17 protein-coding genes and 2 tRNA genes are annotated in these 21,771 nt (G+C 46.8%); 7 read left to right on the top strand and 12 right to left on the bottom strand.

The genetic code is table 11. The features are described 5' to 3' along the window. Positions 1–67 precede the first annotated feature (67 nt). Positions 68–149, bottom strand: a tRNA-Leu gene (locus CWM47_RS03285). 171 nt (positions 150–320) lie between these two features. On the opposite strand from CWM47_RS03285, the gene CWM47_RS03280 reads away from it, so the two are divergent. Next, positions 321–731: a DUF3127 domain-containing protein gene (locus tag CWM47_RS03280; RefSeq protein WP_100986344.1), complete on the top strand. Its 411-nt coding sequence runs from the start codon at positions 321–323 to the stop codon at positions 729–731. A 48-nt stretch (positions 732–779) separates the two neighbouring features. On the opposite strand, the gene CWM47_RS03275 is transcribed toward CWM47_RS03280, so the two are convergent. Next, positions 780–852, bottom strand: a tRNA-Lys gene (locus tag CWM47_RS03275). 54 nt (positions 853–906) lie between these two features. Here CWM47_RS03275 and CWM47_RS03270 point away from each other — a divergent pair. Next, entirely contained in the window at positions 907–1,650 is a 744-nt protein-coding gene (locus tag CWM47_RS03270) for a tetratricopeptide repeat protein (RefSeq protein ID WP_100986343.1), read from the top strand. An 85-nt stretch (positions 1,651–1,735) separates the two neighbouring features. Here the strand turns inward: CWM47_RS03270 and CWM47_RS03265 are convergent, their stop codons facing one another. Continuing rightward, positions 1,736–2,545, bottom strand: coding sequence for an SDR family oxidoreductase (locus tag CWM47_RS03265; protein WP_100986342.1), 810 nt, complete (start codon positions 2,543–2,545; stop codon positions 1,736–1,738). A gap of 78 nt (positions 2,546–2,623) precedes the next feature. Next, a complete protein-coding gene (locus CWM47_RS03260; RefSeq protein WP_100986341.1) occupies positions 2,624–4,879 on the bottom strand; it encodes a T9SS type B sorting domain-containing protein in 2,256 nt (751 codons plus the stop codon). Between the two features lie 68 nt (positions 4,880–4,947). Between CWM47_RS03260 and rlmD the strand changes: the two genes are divergently transcribed. After that, positions 4,948–6,393 carry a 23S rRNA (uracil(1939)-C(5))-methyltransferase RlmD gene (rlmD, locus tag CWM47_RS03255; RefSeq protein WP_100986340.1) on the top strand — a complete coding sequence of 482 codons (1,446 nt, stop codon included), beginning with the start codon at positions 4,948–4,950 and terminating at the stop codon, positions 6,391–6,393. A 116-nt stretch (positions 6,394–6,509) separates the two neighbouring features. Here the strand turns inward: rlmD and CWM47_RS03250 are convergent, their stop codons facing one another. The 4 genes from CWM47_RS03250 to CWM47_RS03235 all read right to left on the bottom strand — a co-directional run bounded on the left by CWM47_RS03250 (position 6,510) and on the right by CWM47_RS03235 (position 10,392). Further along, the gene (locus CWM47_RS03250) at positions 6,510–7,346 is read right to left on the bottom strand and encodes a polysaccharide deacetylase family protein (protein WP_100986339.1); all 837 of its coding nucleotides are present in this window, start codon (positions 7,344–7,346) and stop codon (positions 6,510–6,512) included. 235 nt (positions 7,347–7,581) lie between these two features. Next, positions 7,582–8,571 (bottom strand): helix-hairpin-helix domain-containing protein, encoded by a 990-nt coding sequence (locus CWM47_RS03245; RefSeq protein WP_100986338.1) that lies wholly within the window; start codon positions 8,569–8,571, stop codon positions 7,582–7,584. A 43-nt stretch (positions 8,572–8,614) separates the two neighbouring features. After that, a complete protein-coding gene (locus CWM47_RS03240) occupies positions 8,615–9,091 on the bottom strand; it encodes a hypothetical protein (protein ID WP_100986337.1) in 477 nt (158 codons plus the stop codon). After that, a complete protein-coding gene (locus CWM47_RS03235; RefSeq protein ID WP_100986336.1) occupies positions 9,091–10,392 on the bottom strand; it encodes an AAA family ATPase in 1,302 nt (433 codons plus the stop codon). The genes CWM47_RS03240 and CWM47_RS03235 overlap by 1 nt, the downstream gene beginning before the upstream one ends. A gap of 90 nt (positions 10,393–10,482) precedes the next feature. Between CWM47_RS03235 and CWM47_RS03230 the strand changes: the two genes are divergently transcribed. After that, a complete protein-coding gene (locus CWM47_RS03230; protein ID WP_100986335.1) occupies positions 10,483–11,979 on the top strand; it encodes a glycine--tRNA ligase in 1,497 nt (498 codons plus the stop codon). A gap of 102 nt (positions 11,980–12,081) precedes the next feature. Here the strand turns inward: CWM47_RS03230 and CWM47_RS03225 are convergent, their stop codons facing one another. Next, positions 12,082–13,527: a hypothetical protein gene (locus CWM47_RS03225; RefSeq protein WP_100993714.1), complete on the bottom strand. Its 1,446-nt coding sequence runs from the start codon at positions 13,525–13,527 to the stop codon at positions 12,082–12,084. A 165-nt stretch (positions 13,528–13,692) separates the two neighbouring features. Beyond that, positions 13,693–14,220 carry a hypothetical protein gene (locus CWM47_RS03220; RefSeq protein WP_100986334.1) on the bottom strand — a complete coding sequence of 176 codons (528 nt, stop codon included), beginning with the start codon at positions 14,218–14,220 and terminating at the stop codon, positions 13,693–13,695. Between the two features lie 144 nt (positions 14,221–14,364). Here CWM47_RS03220 and CWM47_RS03215 point away from each other — a divergent pair, with 144 nt between their 5' ends. Both CWM47_RS03215 and CWM47_RS03210 read left to right on the top strand, forming a co-directional pair. Then, positions 14,365–15,021 (top strand): TetR/AcrR family transcriptional regulator, encoded by a 657-nt coding sequence (locus tag CWM47_RS03215; RefSeq protein ID WP_100986333.1) that lies wholly within the window; start codon positions 14,365–14,367, stop codon positions 15,019–15,021. 97 nt (positions 15,022–15,118) lie between these two features. After that, positions 15,119–16,444, top strand: coding sequence for an ABC1 kinase family protein (locus CWM47_RS03210; RefSeq protein ID WP_100986332.1), 1,326 nt, complete (start codon positions 15,119–15,121; stop codon positions 16,442–16,444). Between the two features lie 65 nt (positions 16,445–16,509). Here CWM47_RS03210 and CWM47_RS03205 read toward each other — a convergent pair whose 3' ends face one another. Further along, positions 16,510–17,532, bottom strand: a complete 1,023-nt coding sequence (locus CWM47_RS03205) for a Gfo/Idh/MocA family protein (RefSeq protein WP_100986331.1) — start codon at positions 17,530–17,532, stop codon at positions 16,510–16,512. A 74-nt stretch (positions 17,533–17,606) separates the two neighbouring features. On the opposite strand from CWM47_RS03205, the gene CWM47_RS03200 reads away from it, so the two are divergent. Continuing rightward, on the top strand, positions 17,607–18,743 hold the full coding sequence (locus CWM47_RS03200; RefSeq protein ID WP_100986330.1) for a glycerate kinase: 1,137 nt from the start codon (positions 17,607–17,609) through the stop codon (positions 18,741–18,743). Positions 18,744–18,881: 138 nt separating this feature from the next. Here CWM47_RS03200 and CWM47_RS03195 read toward each other — a convergent pair whose 3' ends face one another. Further along, positions 18,882–21,521 (bottom strand): MGH1-like glycoside hydrolase domain-containing protein, encoded by a 2,640-nt coding sequence (locus CWM47_RS03195; protein ID WP_100986329.1) that lies wholly within the window; start codon positions 21,519–21,521, stop codon positions 18,882–18,884. Between the last annotated feature and the right edge of the window lie 250 nt (positions 21,522–21,771).

Below are 21,771 nucleotides of genomic sequence, written 5' to 3'. Positions count from 1 at the left end.
TTGCAGTAAGAAAACCAAAAACGCACTGTAATCAATTGATATACAGTGCGTTGCTTTATTCTTTGTGTGACCATGGGGAGATTCGAACTCCCAAGCCTTGCAGCACCACCCCCTCAAGATGGCGTGTCTACCAATTTCACCACATGGCCATTTACTGTATCTACGGTCATGCCGTTGAATCCGGGTGCAAAGATAGCGATCTTGTCATATTATGCCAAATGCCGCTGAGAAACTTTTAGTTTTTTGGTAAAGTATGGCCCAAAAACGGGCAAATTTTCGTACTTTTATCTTTCTAAATCACGTTTAAAAGTCCAAGTAGTATGGCACTGGAATTAGTCGGAAAACTTATAAAAGTACTGCCCGAAGTATCGGGTCAAAGCCAGAAAGGCCCCTGGAGTAAGCAGGAATTTGTTATTGAAACACTGGATGCATCATACCCCAAAAAAGTATGTCTGACGGCCTGGGGTGATAAAGTTGCAGATTTAAAACAATATGCAACCGGTGATACACTCAAAGCAACGTTCAGCGCTGAGTCACGCGAATATAATGATCGCTGGTACACCGAACTGCGGGCGTTTCGTATCGAATTAGGGGAAGGTGAAGGCGGTTCTGCACCTGCTGCCCCCCGGTCGGCACCAGCACAACAGTCGCGTCCGGCGCAGTCGAGTCAACCGGCTGCAATGTCGTTCAACTCTGCTTTTGAAGAAGAAAGTAATGACCTTCCTTTCTAAGTAGGGTTAACATGAAAAAAGCCGCTAACAGCGGCTTTTTTCATTACGTGATCCGGCTGGGATTCGAACCCAGGACCCATACATTAAAAGTGTATTGCTCTACCAGCTGAGCTACCAAATCGGGTGAACTTTGAGCCCCTTTATGGGTCATTGTTCTTAATTGTGGTGCAAAATTATGGCCTTATTCCGTTCATTCCAAGCCATTCCTCTTAAAATAAGCCTATTTTTTTATTTTTTGTCAGGACTCGCTGAGGCACAGATAGTTTCATCCGACTCCCTTCGGCGAGCCGATTCGCTATTTTCGGCTGGTGATCAGCTTAAAGCAGCAAGAATCTTTGAAGACGCATTAGCCGAGGGCCATACTGCCACCGATCCAATGCTGTTAAAACTTGCCAGTGCTTATGAAAAACAAAATGATGTACCCCGGCTACTTTATTACCTGGACGTATATTTTGAACGCCACCCCGACGATGTTGTGTTGCGACGAATGAACGACATCGCTCGGGCCAATAACCTGAGTGGTTACGAAACTGACGACCTAAATTATTTCTACCTTTTCTATCGGAAATATGGTCTCTATTTTCTTTTGTTTCTGATGCTTCCTGCGGTGTATGTGTTTACCGTTCTTATACTCAAATCGCTTAGGAAACAGGCAATATTGGCCCGACAAAAATGGGTGGTATTTATGTATCTACTGATGTTGTTCATCTTTACCAACCTCCCGGAAGGAATACAGTCGGGTATTATCAACCACGACCGTGTGCTGCTTCGTACCGACCCTTCGGCAGCGGCTCCCGTTGCCGAAATTATTGGCAAGGGTAATAAAGTTAGCATCCTGGGTACAGAGGATATCTATCTGCGGGTTCTCTGGCACAATAACCTCTATTTTATCAGGAGAGATAGTGTCTGGATAATTTAGAAGCAGACTGTTGTAAGAATATAGGCTTTTTAACGGCTTAAATAGCTACTTGGTCATTCACCCAATCACTCATCCGTTCATTCACTCATTGTTTAAGTGGTGAGTCTTTTTCCTTTGCCAGGGTATTGTAGACGAGTTTGTCCATTAACGTAGGGAGCCACTTGTTGAGAAAAACTGTAATCTTGCCCTGGGTTGTCAAGACAAGTTCGCGTTTGCGATTTTTTACCGCCTTTAAAATGTGGTCGGCACATTCTTCAGCCGTCATCATATTACCCTCATCGCGCATCGTTTCGCCCTTGGCTTGCCCATGGGCATCAAGGGCTGAGAAACGAATATTGGATGCTGTAAATCCCGGACAGGCTGTGAGTACATGGACACCCGTGTGTAGTAACTCCGTCCGAACCGCTTCCAGAAACCCATTCATGGCAAACTTCGAGGCCGAATATCCACTTCGAACGGGTAGCCCCCTGTAACCCGCGATGGATGAAATACCAACAATGGACCCTTTGGCAAGCTGAATATAGGGCAGGGCATAGCGGGTTGCATACACGGTACCCATGAAATTGATGTCCATCACTTTTTGAATAACGACTGGCTCCGTGTCAATTAGCATAGAGCGATGGGACACCCCTGCGTTATTGATTAAAATATCAATTTTCCCGAAACTGGTAACAGTTTGTTCGATCAGTGTCTTAACATTAGCTTCAACGCTGACGTCGGCAGTTAGAGCGAGAACATGGATACCTGCCTGACGCAATTCGTTACTGACTGCCTGAAGGGCATCGGCTTTACGGCCACAAATAACAACGGTTGCCCCTTCGAGCCCAAAGGCAAAGGCTAAGGCACGACCAATTCCCGACGAAGCACCGGTAATGAGAACTACTTTATCTTTCATAATTGCAACCGCGAAGATAAAGAATTAGTCGCAGTTGCCGCTAGTTAAACGTAGCAACTGCGTTCGTTCAACCGGCAATTACCGCATTAATGTAACGGTGCCTTTAACTGTTCGCTTTGACGTTATCAGCAGGTAATAATAGGTACCAACAGCAGCATCGGTGCCGTACCAGCGAAATTTAGGATCTGATGATTTATACACCGTTTGGCCCCAGCGATTTGTTACCTCAATAGAGTTAAACTGTTCGTCGCAGGTATTTTCGGGCAAGTTCCTGACCGCAAAATAATCGTTGAATCCATCACCGTTGGGCGTAAAAATATTCGGAACCTTAATGTCAGCATTAAAGGACGGGTTTTTTACGTGGAACGTGACGGTTGTTACAGCGGCATGATTTGGTTGGCAGGAGCGGTCATCAGCTACAAAATCCACGACGAAGGTTGCTTCTAATTTACCCGCCATCAACTCACAGGTTGGCTTCCAGGCAAATGGTGATTCCAGGGTGGGCAGACCAAATTTATCGGTGAATGTCATACCCGCAGCTTTAACATCGAACCCTTGTCCAATAGCGGTTAGCTTTAGGGTATCGCGGTCCGGATCGTTACCCAACACGTCGAACTGAGTGCGTCCAGCAGAGTCACCTGGGCTAACCACTAACTCAACTACCTGTTGAGCAAGCGTTGTTCGAACTGTGGGTGGTTGGCTGGGCAGGCCGATTGCCGCCAGATTTACCGTAACAGTATCGCGCAGGTTTCGATTGCAGCGAGTATCAGTCACGATAAAATCGACCAGGTATTCAGCCCTCGTTGCCTGCGTGCAGGTTGGTTTCCAGGTAAAGGGTTGTGACACCGTACCTATGCCCGATGCCGAACCAAAACTCATGCCTGCCTGTGCGAGTGTAAACCCTCTGCCAACTGCCTGAATAGTTATGTTATCATTGTCAATGTCTTTTCCGAAGGCATTGAATGTGAGCGATGCCCCCACCGAAACGCTGGCTTTGTTGGTTGGCAAATCGGTGCCCGCCAGTGGTTTGTTATTCGGTGATGGAATGATATTCAGCCGCACGCTTATCGTGTCGCTTAACCCCTGTGGACAGCCGTCGTCAGTAGCTCGAATAAGTAGTGTTATGGGGGTGCCGTTTCCACCAACGCACCGCCCGAAACAGAACTTGACTTGAAGGGTATCGTGACTGGTTCGAGTGAGCAGATTGCCGGGGGCAAGCGTGAGACCGGGTAGCGAACCACTCATGTTGGTAACCGTAATGCGTTGATTCGGGTCAATATCGGTGATGAACAAACTAAGGCAGTTCGTGTCTTTTTCGGCAATCGTTAATACGGTTCCCTGTTTGTAAAATTCTTTTTGTCCGTCGGGCTTAAAGAGAAGATTTGGCGCATTGTTTTTAGGGCAATCCAGCACCAACACCTGATAATCACGTCGCACACGTCCAATTGCCTTTTTAGCCCTATATTCTGTTACTTCAACCGAGAAGACGAAAAGGCCCGCCTGGTTAGGTGTCACGTTAAGTAAACCCGAACGGGCATTAACTTGTAAGGGCACCGTTCCCGGTATTTCATTAGCTGTAGAAATGCCGCTTTTCCAGCGAACAAGCGGATAAGGCCCGGATATAAAATAAGGCGTGGAGTTAAGTGTGACTGCGCCGGGATTTGGGGTTGCCGATGTGCTAAAACCGTTATATGGAGTCACAAGAGCGTATGTCAGGCTGTCCCCATCAGAATCTTTAGCACTGAAATCCAGCGTGAAAGGTTGACCAATACAGGCGTAATCGCCTTTTGGAATGGTGAATACGGGCGATGAATTGACAAAGCGGGTCTGGCCGCTCACGACCGCAGGAAATTCCAGATAAAATGTTGACCCGGCAGCTGCCGGTGCTTCAATATTAGTGATTGTGCCGTTGCGGCAACACCGTTCCCAGGTCATATAGTACCCGCCAGCATCGTTGAAAACGTTGGGATCGAGCGTCAGGTCTATACTATGCCGAATAAGCCGTGTACTCAAACTCGCATTCGTACAAGCAGGTTTAGTATAGGCTATGTATTCGCTGCCGATGCGATTAAGTACAACATACCCGATAAGTTGATTGGTGCGTTTCGCGAAAATACCAACAGATACTAAGCCATCATCAGCGCCCGGATTTCCGTTAACGACATCGAAGTAGAGGTTAAGATTGATGCGATGCGTGTATTGCCCCTGAGTGCCAAGATAACGCAGTTCGAGTTCGCCCCCAACAATATGTGTTGCGTGAGCCAACTGACTCATTGCCAGAAAGATGATGATCGAAAAGAGAGGTAGAAAAAAGGAACGGTACAGGTTCGGCATAAGCAGAATCAGTTGAGTATAGGGTCTGTCCGAAAACGACTGCTTAAATTAGCGGTTTTTTAGGACTTATGCGTAGGAAGATTCATAAAATACCCGAACGGTTGGCTGGCGTTCGTATTGATGCCGTTGCCGCCGAAGGGAAGTGCATAGTGCGTACTGAGGATGGTGTCATTTTTGTTGAAAATCCCACCGGCGGGCCGGGCGTGGCACCGGGCGATGTGGTCGATCTACGCATTACCAATACCAAAAAGCAATACCGCGAAGCCGTTGCCGAGCGCGTTCAGGAGTGGTCTCCCTTGCGAACGGAGCCTTTTTGCGAACACTTTGGTACCTGTGGCGGCTGCAAGTGGCAACATATTCAGTATCCTGAACAACTGGGCTTTAAACAGCAGCAGGTCGTTGACCACCTGACGCGTATCGGTAAAGTAGGGTTGCCAGCTATTCTGCCTATACTTGCGGCCAGCCCTACCCGGTATTATCGTAATAAACTGGAATTTACCTGCGCCGAAGGTCGCTGGCTGACTTCGACTGAAGTGCGAACCGACGAGCCGATGGATCAGCGGGCAGTGGGCTTTCACGTACCGGGTCGTTTCGATAAGGTGCTGCCCATTAACCACTGCTATCTCCAGCCCGACCCATCTAACGCTATCCGGCTGGCCGTGAATGAGTTTGTTTTTCAGAACGGTGTCACGCTGTATAATCTAAAATTGCATACCGGCTATCTGCGGACGCTTATTATCCGCACTGCCGATACTACGCAGCAGGTAATGGTAACGTTGCAGGTGGCTCAGGACAACCCGGAGTTGCTGGATGCCCTGATGAACCATTTGCTGGTTGCGTTCCCGCAGATTACATCGCTGAATTACATTCTGAACACCAAGAAAAACGACAGCTATCAGGACCAGGAAGTTGTCAATTGGGCCGGTAAGGGGTATATAGAGGAGCAGATGGACGCTGGTAACGACCAATTGCTAACCTTTCGGGTCGGGCCGAAGTCGTTCTACCAAACCAATGCGCAACAGGCGTATAACCTGTATAAAGTGGCACGGGAGTTTGCCGGACTAACAGGGCAGGAGCGGGTCTATGATCTTTATACCGGAACCGGGACTATCGCTCTTTTCGTGGCTCGTCTGGCCAAGCACGTTGTGGGGGTAGAATATGTAGAAGCGTCGGTGGCCGATGCCCGTGTTAATGCCGAGGTGAATGGAATTACCAACACGACCTTTGTAGCGGGTGACATGAAAGACATTCTAACCGATGACTTTTTTGAGAAGCATGGTCGCCCGGATGTTGTTATTACCGATCCGCCCCGTGCTGGTATGGATGAGGCCGTAACGCGCCAACTGCTTAAAGCGGCTCCCCAACGAATTGTCTATGTAAGTTGTAACACGGCCACGCAGGCCCGCGATCTAGGTATATTAGATGAAGGCTATACGGTAACGAGTGTGCAGCCCGTCGATATGTTTCCCCACACACACCACGTCGAAAACGTTGTGGTGTTGACGAAGCGGTAGGCTTATATCCTCGATTTTTTACGAAAAACTAGTGCCCCGCAGAGACGGTCCGTTTCTGCGGGGCACTAGTTTTTGAGAACAAGCAGAATTGCTTAGGTAGACGGTTAGTATGCACGTTATTTAGTGCCAACTGCAGACGGATGACTTTTCTTCCATTTGGAAACATAGTCCATCGCTTCCTGAAAGGTCGTTACCCAATACGTTTGCTTTTTGCCGGCCAAGTACTTTACAAGCTTTTTGTGCTCCGAAGCCGATACGGCAATCCATTGGCTACCAACGCCATGAAACAGGTAAATGCCTAGGCCGCCTTTCTGGGCAGTTTTCTCGGCATAAGCAATTAAATCGGCAGCGGTGTTCGTGGGCTGAACAGCCATTGAGGGCACTTGCAATAGGTCAAGCGATGCGAAATCTGTAACGACTGAATTCGCATCACCTACCATACGCCCATAACTCACCATCCCCGACCGACGTAGCGTATCCAGATATGAAACGCCCCCGGCAGTAGTATCTCCGCAAGGGAAGGCAAACGTGCGTTGGGTCTTCTTGCCATCCAGTAAATACAACTGTGTATTCATGGATTGAACTTCTTTTAAAACACGATCGAAGGTATAGTTGTCTAATGCCCAGGCAGCTTTCCATCCTTTTGCCGCCAGACAGGGGTGAAATAAGGTGTGATTTGCCAGTTCATGCCCTTTTAACGCTGCTTGCCGCCATTGATCGGCCATTCGATCATCGCCAACAGAGTTTAGGAAGAAGGTGCCTTTTAAGTTGAGCGCATTAAGAACGGGAACGGCCTGTTCAAGCTGACTGCTCATGGCGTCATCGTAGGTAAGGCAAATCGCAGCTTTTGCGCCGTTTGGCCATACGATGGATTGTTGCGCCATGCTTCGTCCTGAAAAGCAGAGCAATAAACTCAGGTAAAGCCCAATTGAATTTTTAAGGAAGTTTGTCATGTATTTCTGAACGCCATTAGCCAGTTTAAATTAAGCAAATGCGGCTTTCAATTTACCAATACTTTAATCCAATGGAACGCAGATTTTTATGATTAAAAATAATTTTTAAGAGCAAAAGGAGACTTTGCTGTGAATCTTTTTTGTCTTTGGACCTTTTTTCGTAAATACTTAAAATAGCATATCCTACTTGTCCTGACCCTAAAAAATCAGTGTTCTAACGTCAGGAAATAGACCTCTAAAATTCCAGATAAGGGGCAATTTTCTCAATTGTTTTTGCATCCAGAATCCGGATTGGTTTCAAGGATTCTGCCGACGTGTAAGCGCCATGTTGTTCGCGGTAATTGACAATGATCTGTGCTTCCTTACGGGATAAAAACGGGTGCCGATCCAGTTCCTCTGCCGAAGCCGTGTTCACGGGAATCTTGTGCACCGCCGACCGGATTTTGCCAAATTTCTGCAATTCGTAAAGCGCAAGGGAGTCGAGGCCGTAAATCTCGTGAAACTGGTCTGTCGAAATGAAACCGCCCATCGCATCCCGAAATTTAACGATGCGCCCGGCTAGGGTGGCGCCAATGCCCTTGAGGGCGATCAATTGAGTCGTATCGGCCGTGTTAATATCAAATGGTTGGAGGACGGGTTTGGCGGGTCGTTCCGGGTAGACAGGCCGGTCATTGACTTTATAGGGTTCGTTCGGGTAAGATTTGTTTGATCCAAAACGATTATCGTTAAACTGGCTCGATCGGGGCGTTTCTTTCAGTGTAATATACGGTTCGAGTTGATCGTATAGGTCGGGTGGAAAGTCATAGATTTTGAGCAGATCCTCTTTCCGGCGGAACTGGCCACCTTTGCTGCGGTATTTTTCAATACGTTCGGCCATCCATTTAGGCAGTCCCAATTGTTGCCAACCCGCCACGCTAACCGTATTGGGGTCAAAATTAAATAGTTTAGGCTCGCTGAACCGTTCGGCAGTTGTCTTCTCCTTACCTAAGCGATCACCAAACTGAAGCTGTTTGGCTTCTTCTGCCTGCATCAACGCCACAAGACTATCGAGTTTGCGCAGGTCGGTTACAGACGTATCGACGGGGGGACTGGGGATAATGAACCGGTATACAAACGGAATCAATAAACAGAGTACCGTCAGAAAAATAAGGACGAGAAAACCTCTAGTCTCTTTATGCGAAAATCCGAAATAATCACGGATGAGGGCGTGAAGGCGTGCAAACATGCCCCTTAGACGTAGAGTGGTCTAATCAGGTAACTATATGTGGCTAAATTGTGTAGTTTTGATAGTCGATCTCCTCTGGCCGGGCCACGGCTTGAGGTTTTATGCCTTCAAGAATCGGATGATTATTAATATCATTGCGCAAAGCCACGTCGATAACGATAGCGATTTTACGATGTGAAAGTAAAATTGTTTTCAAGTGCCAACGATCTTCTGCGTTACAAGTCAGACGTCTTTCTGTAAGCTTTGTGAAAATCAGTTTATTATGGGATTCGTTGTCAATGACTTTGAGTCGCCCCTGGCGTTGTAATAAGTCGGTCAAAACAGCGATGTTTTGATTACTTCGGCCATATTCGACCAGTAATTTTTTTGAAACTACCCAGCAGCCAATTGTTCTCAGCCATTGAAGTAGTTTTTTATACTCCGGGTCAAGTGGATTTTTAAAGTTCTTTGCGACGTTGGTATCAACAAACAGATCAGTTTTTAAGATTTTTTCTAATTCTTCTGCGGTGGGATTTTCCATTAGTGTGCATTCATGGCAATGTCCATTACATCAATTCCATAGGTATCAAAGAATCCCTGTGGCGCTCCTTTAATTTGCCCATCGGTAGCGAACTCTACATCATGAGCAGTGCTTTTTACTCCATCGTTCTCAAAATAAAGTACTCTCACTTGATTTGGTTTTAATTCACCAGTAACTAATAAAAGGCGTATTCTATTAAGCAAGTACTCGCTATGCGTTTCAACAATATATTGCTTTTCAGTTCGGTTAATTTGATTCGCTAAGTAATTGCCAAACTGAGCTTGAATTTTAGGATGGAGGTGAATTTCTGGCTGGGAAATAGCGAGGCAGGAGTTTCTAGGTAATTGTAAATCAGCTACTATAATTGGTAAAAATTGGCTAATTCCAAATCCTACGTCTGACAATGGAGTATAACTAGATTTTGAAGAAATCTTTACATTTAGCTCAAAACGTCCCCCCTTGCTCTTATTGGACCTAATTTCAGTGAAAAGCTCTATTTTTTGCATCACTTCAGTTAGTTCTATTAATTTCTCAGGACTTGTTTCTTCCCATTCTATAATTTGATCAATATAGTTATTACCATCAGGATCAATTTTCTCTTGGGCTTTTGCTTTCTGATAATAAGTCCTTTCTGGTGGTAAACGAAAAGATCCTATGTAGTTAAACAAGTGATACCCTAAAGCGATCGAGGATACTCCTATACCCCCTATATTGACAGAACGGAAAATATCTAAGACAGGTAAAATAAAATTTTTGATCATTTTATCTGCCGAAGAAAACTCTACATCATTAAAAACTAAATTACCTTCTTTAGATATTGAAAACTCATTCTTAGATATATTTTTTATTGACTTAATTAATAAATTTTCCGAAAAAAGTTTATCCTTAAGTAAAGTCATATTGATAAAATATCTTTCACTCTTTAGTCTAATAGATAATTCTAAACGCTTATTTTTTATGTCCAAATTTTGTAAAGTAGGTAATCCATTATCGTCGTTTTTCCAAATAGTGTTAAAATATAATCTATTAAGCTGACGAGACTGTAAATGAAATTCTAACAATATATTTTTACTAGAATCTTTATTAAATACTATCTCTTCAAAACTGCCCATATTTACATACTTTCCATTCGGAGATAGGTAAAACGGAAATTGCTCCGTTTGCAACACTGCCAGAATCGCATTGATCAACGAACTCTTACCACTGCTATTTGCTCCAGTTAAGAGCGTAATGGGTGCAAATTTTACGTCGAGTTCTTCGAAACATTTAAAATTCTTTAAGGCGAGCGAGTTGATAAGCATAGTTGTCAGTCAATAAAGTCACTGCCGAAAGTTAGCCATTTTCAGGGATTTTCGTCGCAAACGCTATCTTTGCGGTATCAGTAGCTGATTATGATAGAGCAGAAAATTTCCCCGGAAACAACTTTACAAGATATTATCTCCCACGCCAAAGAGTATGGCTTCGTTTTCCCATCTTCCGAAATCTACGATGGCCTGCAGGCTGTGTATGATTACGGTCAGAATGGTGTTGAACTGAAAAATAACCTAAAATCGCTGTGGTGGAAGGCCATGACCCAACTCCACGACAATGTTGTCGGGATTGATGCGTCGATCTTTATGCACCCGCTGACGTGGAAAGCATCAGGGCACGTGGACTCGTTCAACGATCCGATGATCGACAACCGCGATTCCAAAAAACGATACCGCGCCGACCAGCTTCTGGAGCTTAAAGCCGAAGCCTATGCCAACGCAGGTGACGAAGCTAAAAGTACAGCACTGTTGCAGGAAATGGGCCGTTTGCTAGGCAATAATGACCTCGAAGGTGTTCGCAACCTGATCATTGCCGAGGGGATCAAAGACCCCGTTTCGGGTACGGATAACTGGACCGAAGTGCGCCAGTTTAACCTGATGTTCTCGACGCAGGTTGGCTCTCTGGCCGAAGACAGCAGCCTTATTTACCTTCGCCCCGAAACGGCGCAGGGTATTTTTGTTAACTTTCTGAATGTGCAGAAAACCGGACGGATGAAGATTCCATTTGGTATTGCCCAAATTGGTAAAGCGTTCCGGAATGAGATCGTTGCCCGGCAGTTTACGTTCCGGATGCGCGAATTCGAACAAATGGAGATGCAGTTTTTTGTGCGCCCCGGCACCGAAATGCAGTGGTATGAAACCTGGCGCGATGCCCGGATGAAGTTCCACCAGGCTGTTGGTTTACCTGCCGATAAACTCAAATTCCACATCCACGAAAAACTGGCGCACTATGCCAATGCCGCCGTGGATATTGAGTACAAATTTCCGTTTGGTTTCCGCGAAATGGAAGGGATTCACTCCCGCACCGATTTTGACCTGAAAGCGCATCAGGAACTTAGCCGCAAAAAACAGCAGTATTTCGATAATGATATTGACCCCGCCACGGGCAAGCCTTATGGGAATTACATTCCGTATGTGGTCGAAACATCCGTTGGGGCCGACCGTCTGTTTTTGGCGGTGTTCTGCAACGCGTTTACCAAAGAGACCGTAGGGGAGGGGGATCAGCAAAAAGAACGGACGTATCTGAAACTGCATCCGGCACTGGCACCGATCAAAGCGGCCGTATTCCCGCTTGTTCGCAAAGACGGATTGCCCGAAAAAGCAGAAGAAATTGTGAAGAGTCTCCGATCGGAGTTCCGGGTGGTGTACCAAGAGCGCGACGCCATCGGCAAACGCTATACCCGGCAGGATTTGATCGGTACACCGTTCTGTATCGCTGTGGATTATCAAACCCTGGAAGACAATACCGTTACGGTTCGCTATCGCGATACAACCGAGCAAATTCGTATTCCAATTGCCGAGCTAAAAGCCATGATTGGCCAGGAAGTTTCGATGGAGCGGGTTTTGGAAAAGATGTAAAACCGGTAAACGACTATAAAGACAAACAACAGCCATCCCGCATTTTAGGCAATTACCTAGAATGCGGGATGGCTGTTGTTGTATCGATCCTTATGTATGTTTTTACCGTGTATATAAAGAACCTTTGGCAATCGTTGATTCGTACTCAAAATTGATAGTTTCCAGAAACTTACCGGTTACCCAGCCAACATCCGCATTTCGAACAAACACAAAACGTTTTGGCGAAGCCGAGGATGTATAGGCTTTCATAATCGATTCAAGCCACAAGGCTCCAGCAATGAGCTGTTTCTCATTTAGTTGATTCTGAATTGTAGCAATATCCTGTTCAGCGTGAGCCCGAATTGCGGGGTTTGCTATGGCATTCAAGCTGGGTTTTGTGAGTTCCCTGTAATCACTTAATGCCATCTTTTTAAAGCGTTCTACATCATCCATTGTGATAGCTACGGCAGTTACACCCGCCCGCTCAGGGTGTAAGTACGTTACGAGGGCCCAGGCTATGTCGCCACCCACACCCACTGTTTTGCGTTGTTGAAGTCCCTGATTGCTGGTACCAACCCGGGCAGGAAGTTCGCTGTCTGCAATGGATTTGATAACCCGCTGTGCTTCCCGCTTGAACGCATCCATGTTAAGTGAGCGCTTATTCTCGATCTGGCTAACCAGCGAGTTAAGGCCAACAGGTATATCTATACCATGAAACGTTTTGTTGTTCGGACCGGTACCTGGATCAAAATAACCACCCAGCGTACTATTGTTGCCGATGTCCAGCGCCGAGGTTGTGGGCCAGACTTTACGGGGAATAGCGCCAATCGTGAACAACTCAGCCTCCCGGCTGGCGGTTAATGTTGTATCGATTTTAAGATTGCTGTTGGGCAGCACCCTTGCCAGTTGATCGTATAGCCTCTTGCTATTCTCCGGGTTGCGGGCAAGCTCCTCCCGAACGTCATTACTCAGTACGATAAAGACACGTTCGTTGGGAATATTGTAGCGTTGAATCGAATCCAGGCATACTTTCAAGGCGTCCTGACTCGGCCGAAACGACCCGGATGCATCAGCGAACAAGGTAACCGATGGATTGGCAATGTCGACCGTCGATTTGATTTCTTTCTCGTAGAAATCTGTTTCGTACTGCGTTTTAAGAATAGCGAGTTTGATGGACGACGTGCCGATTTGTATACCCGCATACAAATTTTTGTTGGCCAGGCTTCGAGCTACCTCGTTTACGCCCCAGGCACTGGCCACAAATTTGAGCTTTAAATATTGATCGCGGGCTATCTCCAAATAGTGCAGGGCCGTGGTGCTGTCGCGCAAATCGCTGTAAGAGAGCCCCAGCATTTCGTTCGTGACAGCTTCCCAATACAAATTGGACGATTTAACGGCTGGCATAGCCCGTTTAAGGAGGCTTATCGACTCATCTGATTTGTCGACGGCCCTAAGTGTATTCGCTAATTTAATGTATTGAATAGCCTGAGCGGTGTTGCGGGCTGGCTGAGCCAGACTGGCAATTGATCCAATTACCAGTAAAAAGAAGACAGTGCATAAGCGTTTCATGAGCATAACGGGCTAGATGAGAGTTAGGATGGCTTAATCATAAGCACATTCGTACAACTACATCTACGTAAAAGCTCAGTATCGGGACTTAAACCATGACCGAAAATTTATCGTGGAACTGAAATACTAATCGACTGAAGCGATCCCTCCTGGCAATTATCAGGACTAATTGACCGCCTTAGTCAGCGAATCTGTCTTCGGTGCCAGGGGGCGCCAGCCACCAATTTCTTTTTGCATATCCCCCTTTTTGGATTGATACAGTGTCCATTGTTCAGGCGTAAGAATTGGCTTTAGCTTTTCTTCTTTTTCTTCGTTAAACATCAACATCACGTCTTTCACCTGTTTGATCGTCTCGGGCGATGGGCGGCCACCACCCGTACCGATAATATCCTTCACGGCATCCTGTTGCTGGCTGGCATACTCGTTGTTGAGCTGTTTCACCGCTTTAGCCTGTTCTTTTGTTAACTCCAGATTTTCTTTAAGCCATTTGGTTTCTTTTTGGGCCATATCACCGGCTATGTTCGGTATGGATGCTTTTGTAGGGGTACTCGGCATGTTTTGTCCCATACCGCCACCCATTCGACGGCCGCCCATTCCACCATAACCGCCACCACCCATGCCACCGTATTGGCCAAAACTATGAATGCTGATGAGCAGGCAAAGACAACAGAACCACATTGTTAGTTTATTCATGACAGTTACAGTAAAACAGTTGTTTGTACTCAGTTTAATTTTTTTATTGATCGCTTAAGTAAGACAAAAATACAGGAAGTTATCGGGCTTTTAGATGTGTAAAGACCTTAAACTTTTTTGTTACACCTGCCGTTGTCTTTGTGTATGGAAATGCTCGAAAAAATTCGCAAAGCGTACACGGAGTACGTACTTGAAAACGGTAAACAACCCACCTCAGTGTTCCAGTTTGCCAAGAAACTGAAAATAGCCGAGGCTGACTTCTACACCCACTACACATCATTCGATGCTATTGAAGCTGATATATGGCTGACGTTTTTTACAGACGCCAAAGCCACCGTTGATGCCGATGAAACGTATCAGAGTTACTCAGTTCGGGAAAAGTTATTGGCCTTCTATTACACCTGGATCGAGTTACTCAAATCCCAACGCAGTTTTGTGGTCTACAGTTATGGACGATTCAAGGCAGATAGTCGGGGGAAAGGCTTGCGGGCAATGACTCCTCAAATACCTGTTTTAACTGCCTTCAAGGACGAGTTTTTTGATTATGCCCGCGATTTGCTGGCCGAAGGCCGGGAGAGTAAAGAAGTTGAACCCCGCCCGTTTATAACCGACCGTTACCCGAATGCATTGTGGGGACAAACACTCTATTTGCTTGATTTCTGGGTACGTGACGTGAGTAAAAATTTCGAGAAAACTGACTCTGCAATTGAAAAATCAGTAAACACGGCCTTCGATCTCATCGGTCGTTCCCCGCTGGATACCCTATTTGATTTCGCCAAATTCATGTATCAAAATAAGTAGGCGAAGTTGCGGTTCGCTGTCGCTGTGGTTGAACGAATAGCAATTGATTTTTGCGAGCTATTTACTCAATCACTATTCACTCAATCACTCATCACAAATGAAGATTCAAACATCCGTTCCAACAGGTAAAGTTGCGCGTGCCAGTCAGTTCATGAAGGCTGGGGTAAAAGTTGGGGGTAATTACATCAAGCATTACAGCAAGAAATTACTTGATCCGAATTTGTCGAGAGATGAACTCCACAAGGATAATGCCGCCGATATTTATGATGCATTGAGCGAATTAAAGGGTTCTGCCTTGAAAATGGCCCAGATGCTCAGTATGGACAGGGGCTTGTTACCGATAGCCTACTCCGATAAGTTCACAATGGCGCAGTATTCAGCACCACCGTTGTCGGGTCCGCTGGTTGTCAAGACCTTCAAAACGTATTTCGGTAAAACACCTTCGCAGTTGTTCGATTCGTTTACTATCGAGGCCGTCAATGCTGCGAGTATTGGCCAGGTGCATCAGGCCTATAAAGACGGGAAAAAGCTGGCCGTTAAAGTACAGTATCCGGGCGTAGCCGATGCCGTGAGTTCGGACTTGAAAATTGCCAAACCATTGGCTGTTCGTCTGTTGAAGCTCAACGAGCGTGACATTGATCGCTACATGGGCGAGGTGGAATCGAAGTTACTGGAAGAAACCGACTATGATCTCGAACTAAAGAGGTCCATCGAAATTTCGGAAGCTTGTGCGCACATTCCTGGCCTTGTATTCCCGAAATATTATCCGGAGTTATCGTCGAAACGTATCCTGACAATGGACTGGCTCGAAGGTATGCACCTGAAAGAGTTCATGAAAACGAACCCCTCACAGGAGGTTCGAAACCTGATTGGACAAGCCCTATGGGACTTCTATGATTTTCAGATTCATACCCTCCGGCAAGTTCACGCCGATCCACATCCGGGCAACTTCCTGATGCGGGCCGATGGCACCATGGGCGTAATTGACTTTGGCTGTGTAAAAGTCATTCCTGATTTTTATTATGATAATTATTTCCGGCTTGTTAACCCCGATACGCTGGAAGACGCTGTCCTGACCGAAGAAATTTTCGAGAATCTGGAATTCCTGACCGATGCCGATTCGCCGAAAGAACGCAAGTTTTTCTCCGACTTGTTCATTGACATGACCCGGATGCTTGCTGAGCCGTTTGCCGTTGAATCATTCGACTTTGGCGATGATAGTTACTTTAGTCGGGTTTATGCATTTGCTGAAGGACTAGCAAATGTGCAGGAGCTGAAAAACTCAAAAGTAGCGCGGGGTTCGCAGGATGGTTTATATGTAAACCGCACCTATTACGGACTCTACGCTATGCTGAACGAACTGAAAGCCAACGTTGTGACCACCAAGCCCGAGTGGCTTCGTTCAGCAAAATTAGTGGTTTAGATTTTGTAGCGTGTAGCGCGGGTGGCCAACCGCACTACACGCTACATTAAGCCATTTATAGCAGCTTACTTTTCTGCCGATTGATAAATTCGCTCAACAATTTCCTGTAAAATCGCTCCTTGCTCGGCGGTACACACGTTCGATGGTTTGCCCTGACAGGCGTCCAGAAAAGCCGAGGTATTTTTCAGTTGTATGTCGACTTCCTCCAGATACGGGAATTGAACATCGGCTAATTCACCTGCCAGTTCTGTGTGCAAGGAAAAAGGGAAAAGTTTGACACCTCCTTTGCTGCCAAAGATTTCCAGATTCCGGTCTTTATCGACCTGTGTATTCAGCGCAAAGGATGCCGAGAGCATGATTGATGCTTTATTCGGAAAGGTCAGATAAGCCATCGCGGCATCTTCAACCCCAAACGCTTCCGGATTCCACGCACCCATCAGTCCTTTACCGCCGGTTTTGCCAATAAAATCATACGTATTGCCAATTACCTGATCGGGTGCAGGATAGCCCAGTGCGCACAGAGCCAGATCGAGCACATGAACTCCCAGGTCCATTAATGCCCCACCACCCTGCATGCCCTTGTCAGTAAAGTATCCCCATCCCGGAATGCCCCGCCGACGAAGAAAATGGGCTTTTATATGGTAAATGTTGCCTAAAAGACCATCACTCTGGCAGCGTGTTAGTAAACTCCACTCGCTCGTTTGCCGGAGTTGAAAATTATAAGCTAACGTCAAGCCCTTTTGAGCGGCCAGCGTTGACATGTCGCGGGCGTTTTGGGCGGATATAGCCGGTGGTTTTTCGCAGAAAACGTGGCAGTTATGGTTCAGCGCTTCCATCGTTTGCGGGTAATGCAGGTTATTGGGCGTGCAGATAATAACCAGATCGGGTGTACATTGATGGTACATTTCGCTGGTGCTGTCAAATGCATGTGCAATATCATGTTTGTCGGCTAGAGCGCGGGCTTTCGTCAAATCGCGACTGCACACCGCTACAAGCTTTACTTGTTCCGTCAACTGGATTAGTGCAGGAATGTGGTTATTATCGGCAATATTGCCCCCGCCAATGATGGCAGCTTTCAGTAGGGTCATAGGAAGAGAGATGGCAGTAAATCTAATTCGCTGACAACTTACTCACTTACCCAAATAGACACAATTTTTTACCGATGAAGATTTTACTGGCTCCTGATAAATTTAAAGGTTCGTTGACGGCTTCGGTAGTGTGTGCCGCCATGACCGAAGGCATCCGGTTGGCAAACCCAACGGCAGAGGTGATCGCGGTGCCGATGGCGGATGGGGGAGAAGGTACCGCCGAAGTGTTAACACAGGTTACAGGAGGAAATTGGTATACCACTACCGTTCAGGATCCGATTGGTCGACCGGTTGACGCGGGTTATGGAATTTCGGGCGACGGGACAACGGCTTATATCGAAATGGCGCAGGCATCGGGATTGCGGCTCCTTCATCCATCAGATTATAATCCGTTTCAGACCAATACATTTGGTACTGGTGAGTTGATGCAACAGGCAATAAATCAGGGTGTTAATCATATTGTTCTTGGTATTGGCGGCAGTGCTACCAACGATGCCGGAACGGGCATGGCGGCTGCGTTGGGCTGGCGGTTTATGGACGAATCGGACCGGGAAATGCGCCCGTGTGGCGGAAATTTATCGGACATTCGGTCCATACTGCCGCCTGAGTCTCCCTGGGCTGGCGTGGTTGACGTCGCCTGTGATGTTACGAACCCGCTAGTTGGCCAACAGGGTGCAACGTTTATTTATGGGCCACAAAAAGGAGCAAAACCTGACGATTTGCCCGTTCTGGATGCAGGAATGACGCATTTGGCTGAGTTGATTCATAAACAATTTGGCCTCAATCTGGCCATGATGCCCGGTGCCGGAGCTGCGGGGGGATTAGGTGCCGGAACCGTTTTGTTCTTAAATGCCCACCTGACCGAAGGTGTGAACCTGTTAATCAAGCATACCCAACTTGCCGAAAAAATGGCTGGCGCCGATCTTGTACTAACGGGGGAGGGGCGAATCGATAATCAGACGTTGCAGGGTAAACTTATTGCGGGTATTACACGCCTGGCAAATGAGCAGCGCGTCCCTGTAATTGCTTTGTGCGGATCGCTGCAACTAACACCGGATGAGTTAATTACCTTAGGGTTGACCAGCGCATTTTCTATTATGCCTGGCCCGGCTAGTTTAGACGACGCCATCGCGAATGCCGCCGATTATGTAAAACAGATGACCTTTCAACTCATACGGACGGTTTCGACTATCTGGCATAATACCATGTAATAGCTGTTTATAGGACTTCTCCCATCATTATTTTATTAAAAGATTTAGCCGATGTAAAGAGAAAAAAGAAGCCGGACTAACGAGTCCGGCTTCCTGTTATTACTTCTCAATACCTGCCGCTAACGCCTGCGGCTGGGTTTAGTATTTATAGAGATACTCGATCAGATCGGCAACCAGACCCGTCCACCCTGTTTGGTGATTGGCACCGAGTCCCATGCCATTGTCGCCGTTGAAATATTCATAGAAGAGATACAACCCCTGGAAATGGGGGTCGTCCTGCATTTTTTTGTCAGCACCAAAAGCCGCAACCCGCCCCGATTTGTCACGCTGGAAAATATTCAGAAGCCGTTGAATAACGAGCAATGTGGCTTCTTTTACGCTCATGATTTGACCAGAGTTGGTTGGGTATTCAACCTCGAAATCATCGCCGTAGTATTGGTAAAACTTCAATAGAGAATCAATGAGCAGGAAGTTGACCGGAAACCAGATTGGACCGCGCCAGTTTGAGTTACCCCCAAACATACTCATCTCCGACTCGGCGGCTACGTAACGAACCTGAAAAATTTCGCTGTTCAGCTCAAACTGATAGGGCGTTTTTTCGTGGTATTTCGATAAAGCTCGAATGCCGTAATCCGACAAAAACTCGGTTTCGTCGAACATACGTTTCAGAATCATTTTCATCCTGTGGCCACGCAGCAAGCTCAGCAGGTGTGTTTCGCCTTTACCCGGCTCGTGCCAGCGTGAAACCAGCGAAGCCAGATCAGGGCGGTTTGTGAGTACCCACTCAACACGGCGTTTAAAATCAGGCAGTTGCGACAGCAGTGATTCGTCCAGAATCTCCACGGCAAAAAGTGGGATGAGACCCACCATCGAGCGAATTTTCAGCAAACGGGCGTTGTGATCGGGCATGTGCAGCACATCATAGTAGAACTGGTCTACCTCGTCCCACAGGCTGATATTCTGCTTACCAAGGTTGTTCATGGCCGAGGCAATGTGCAAAAAGTGCTCAAAGAACTTGCTGGCCATATCCTGATAAGAAGGCCGCGTGAGCGAAATCTCGCACGCAATCCGCAGCATATTCAGCGTGTACATGGCCATCCAGCCTGTACCGTCAGCCTGTTCAATGCGCCCACCCATAGGCAGCGGTTGACTCCGGTCGAATACCCCGATATTATCAAGGCCGAGGAAGCCACCACCAAAGATGTTGTTGCCGGATACGTCTTTGCGGTTTACCCACCACGTAAAGTTCAGCAGCAGTTTATGGAATACCCGTTCCAGGAAATTGACATCGCCAACGCCGTTCTGCTCCTTATCTATTTCGTATACTTTCCAGGTTGCCCAGGCATGAACGGGCGGATTAACGTCGCTGAAATTCCACTCGTAAGCCGGAATCTGGCCATTTGGGTGCATATAATACTCACGTAAAATAACCGCAAGCTGCCGTTTGGCGAAGTGCGCATCGAGCCGTGCCAGCGTCAGCGTATGGAACGCCAGATCCCAGGCCGCAAACCAGGGGTACTCCCATTTGTCAGGCATCGACAGGATGTTTGCCGTATACATATGCCGCCAGTTTTCATTCCGCGCATAGACACGACCCTGAAATGGCACCGGCATTTTAGGGTCGCCCTTCAGCCATTCATTTACGTTGTAATAATAGAACTGCTTGCTCCAAAGCATGCCCGCGTAGGCCTGGCGCTGAATGGCCCGTAACTCGGCATCGAGCACATTCTTTTGTAGGTCAGCATAAAACGCATCGGCGTCAGAAAGGCGATTGTCCCAGATTTTGTCAAAATCGGCGAAGGGTTGCGACAGGGTAGTTTGCTCACTGAACCGCAGCCGAATACTTACACTCTCTCCCGCCGATACATTCCGGCTATATTGGGCTGAGGCTTTGGTGCCAATCTGATTCGGGTTGATAAAGCCCTTTTTGCCACCTGATACAATGAAGTTATTGATTCCGTCTTTAGTGTATTTCGACGCATTGGGCCTGCCATACAGCCGTTCGGAGTTCGTATCATTGTCGCAGAAAAGCAGTGCATCTGCCTCTTCACAGTAGAGCTTATACTTACCCAACTGCTTGTGGTTCACCTCTATCTGGTTATTGGCAATCCCATTGAGCATGGGGCGGGAGTTGTATTGCTCATAGCCCCAGGACCAGGTATTGCGGAACCAGATAGTGGGCAGCAAAGTCAAAGGAGCATCAACGGCTGAACGGTTATGCGCCGTAATCTTCACCAGCCAATCGTTTTGAGAGTCTTTGGCATATTCGATGAATATGTCGAAATATTCATCCTGGTCAAAAATGCCCGTATCAGTCAACTCAAACTCGGGTTCTTGCCGTCCTCTTCGGGTGGATTCGATAACCAGCCGGTTGTAAGGAAATTCCTGCTGCGGGTATTTATACAGCATTTTCATGTATGAGTGCGTGGGCGTACTGTCTAAATAATAGTACAGTTCTTTCACGTCTTCGCCATGATTGCCTTCGGGTCCGTTGAGGCCAAAGAGCCTCTCTTTCAGGATATTGTCTTTGTGATTCCAGAAAGCCAGGGCAAAACAGATGTGGCCTTTGTTATCTGAAATGCCCCCGATACCTTCATCACCCCAGCGGTAAGCGCGGGAACGGGCCATATCGTGGCTAACGAAATTCCAGGCATCACCATATGGACTGTAATCTTCCCGAACAGTGCCCCAGGCGCGGTCGGAAAGGTAAGGGCCCCATTTTTTCCAACCTTTATTGTCGGCTCGTTCGTAAATACGTTCGCGTTCAGCAGTAGGCATAATAATCAGTAAATATCAGCTATTACGGTAGGTAGGATGATCAAGTGAGTGCTAAAAACAATCAAAGATAGTATGCACACCGAGTATTTATGGCAAAAATCTACTGGACTTGTTCAACTTACTAGATCAATTCTTTTGTCAATTTGGCATTTAACACATAATAACTTCGGTTGCTAGTGGTATGTTGCCAAATCATATTAAAAAATAAAAAAAGTTTAATTTCCCGTTAATAGGTTAGACTGCGGACTTT

The organism is Spirosoma pollinicola (assembly GCF_002831565.1).
GTDB lineage: Bacteria > Bacteroidota > Bacteroidia > Cytophagales > Spirosomataceae > Spirosoma > Spirosoma pollinicola.
Note: the sequence above shows the minus strand (reverse complement) of the source record. Positions and strands in the feature narration are given on the sequence as shown.

Coding starts and splice junctions, on each gene's coding strand:
- CWM47_RS03280 (WP_100986344.1), top strand. CDS start 321: ATGGCACTGGAATTAGTCGGAAAACTTATAAAAGTACTGCCCGAAGTA.
- CWM47_RS03270 (WP_100986343.1), top strand. CDS start 907: ATGGCCTTATTCCGTTCATTCCAAGCCATTCCTCTTAAAATAAGCCTA.
- CWM47_RS03265 (WP_100986342.1), bottom strand. CDS start 2,545: ATGAAAGATAAAGTAGTTCTCATTACCGGTGCTTCGTCGGGAATTGGT.
- CWM47_RS03260 (WP_100986341.1), bottom strand. CDS start 4,879: ATGCCGAACCTGTACCGTTCCTTTTTTCTACCTCTCTTTTCGATCATC.
- rlmD (WP_100986340.1), top strand. CDS start 4,948: ATGCGTAGGAAGATTCATAAAATACCCGAACGGTTGGCTGGCGTTCGT.
- CWM47_RS03250 (WP_100986339.1), bottom strand. CDS start 7,346: ATGACAAACTTCCTTAAAAATTCAATTGGGCTTTACCTGAGTTTATTG.
- CWM47_RS03245 (WP_100986338.1), bottom strand. CDS start 8,571: ATGTTTGCACGCCTTCACGCCCTCATCCGTGATTATTTCGGATTTTCG.
- CWM47_RS03240 (WP_100986337.1), bottom strand. CDS start 9,091: ATGGAAAATCCCACCGCAGAAGAATTAGAAAAAATCTTAAAAACTGAT.
- CWM47_RS03235 (WP_100986336.1), bottom strand. CDS start 10,392: ATGCTTATCAACTCGCTCGCCTTAAAGAATTTTAAATGTTTCGAAGAA.
- CWM47_RS03230 (WP_100986335.1), top strand. CDS start 10,483: ATGATAGAGCAGAAAATTTCCCCGGAAACAACTTTACAAGATATTATC.
- CWM47_RS03225 (WP_100993714.1), bottom strand. CDS start 13,527: ATGAAACGCTTATGCACTGTCTTCTTTTTACTGGTAATTGGATCAATT.
- CWM47_RS03220 (WP_100986334.1), bottom strand. CDS start 14,220: ATGAATAAACTAACAATGTGGTTCTGTTGTCTTTGCCTGCTCATCAGC.
- CWM47_RS03215 (WP_100986333.1), top strand. CDS start 14,365: ATGGAAATGCTCGAAAAAATTCGCAAAGCGTACACGGAGTACGTACTT.
- CWM47_RS03210 (WP_100986332.1), top strand. CDS start 15,119: ATGAAGATTCAAACATCCGTTCCAACAGGTAAAGTTGCGCGTGCCAGT.
- CWM47_RS03205 (WP_100986331.1), bottom strand. CDS start 17,532: ATGACCCTACTGAAAGCTGCCATCATTGGCGGGGGCAATATTGCCGAT.
- CWM47_RS03200 (WP_100986330.1), top strand. CDS start 17,607: ATGAAGATTTTACTGGCTCCTGATAAATTTAAAGGTTCGTTGACGGCT.
- CWM47_RS03195 (WP_100986329.1), bottom strand. CDS start 21,521: ATGCCTACTGCTGAACGCGAACGTATTTACGAACGAGCCGACAATAAA.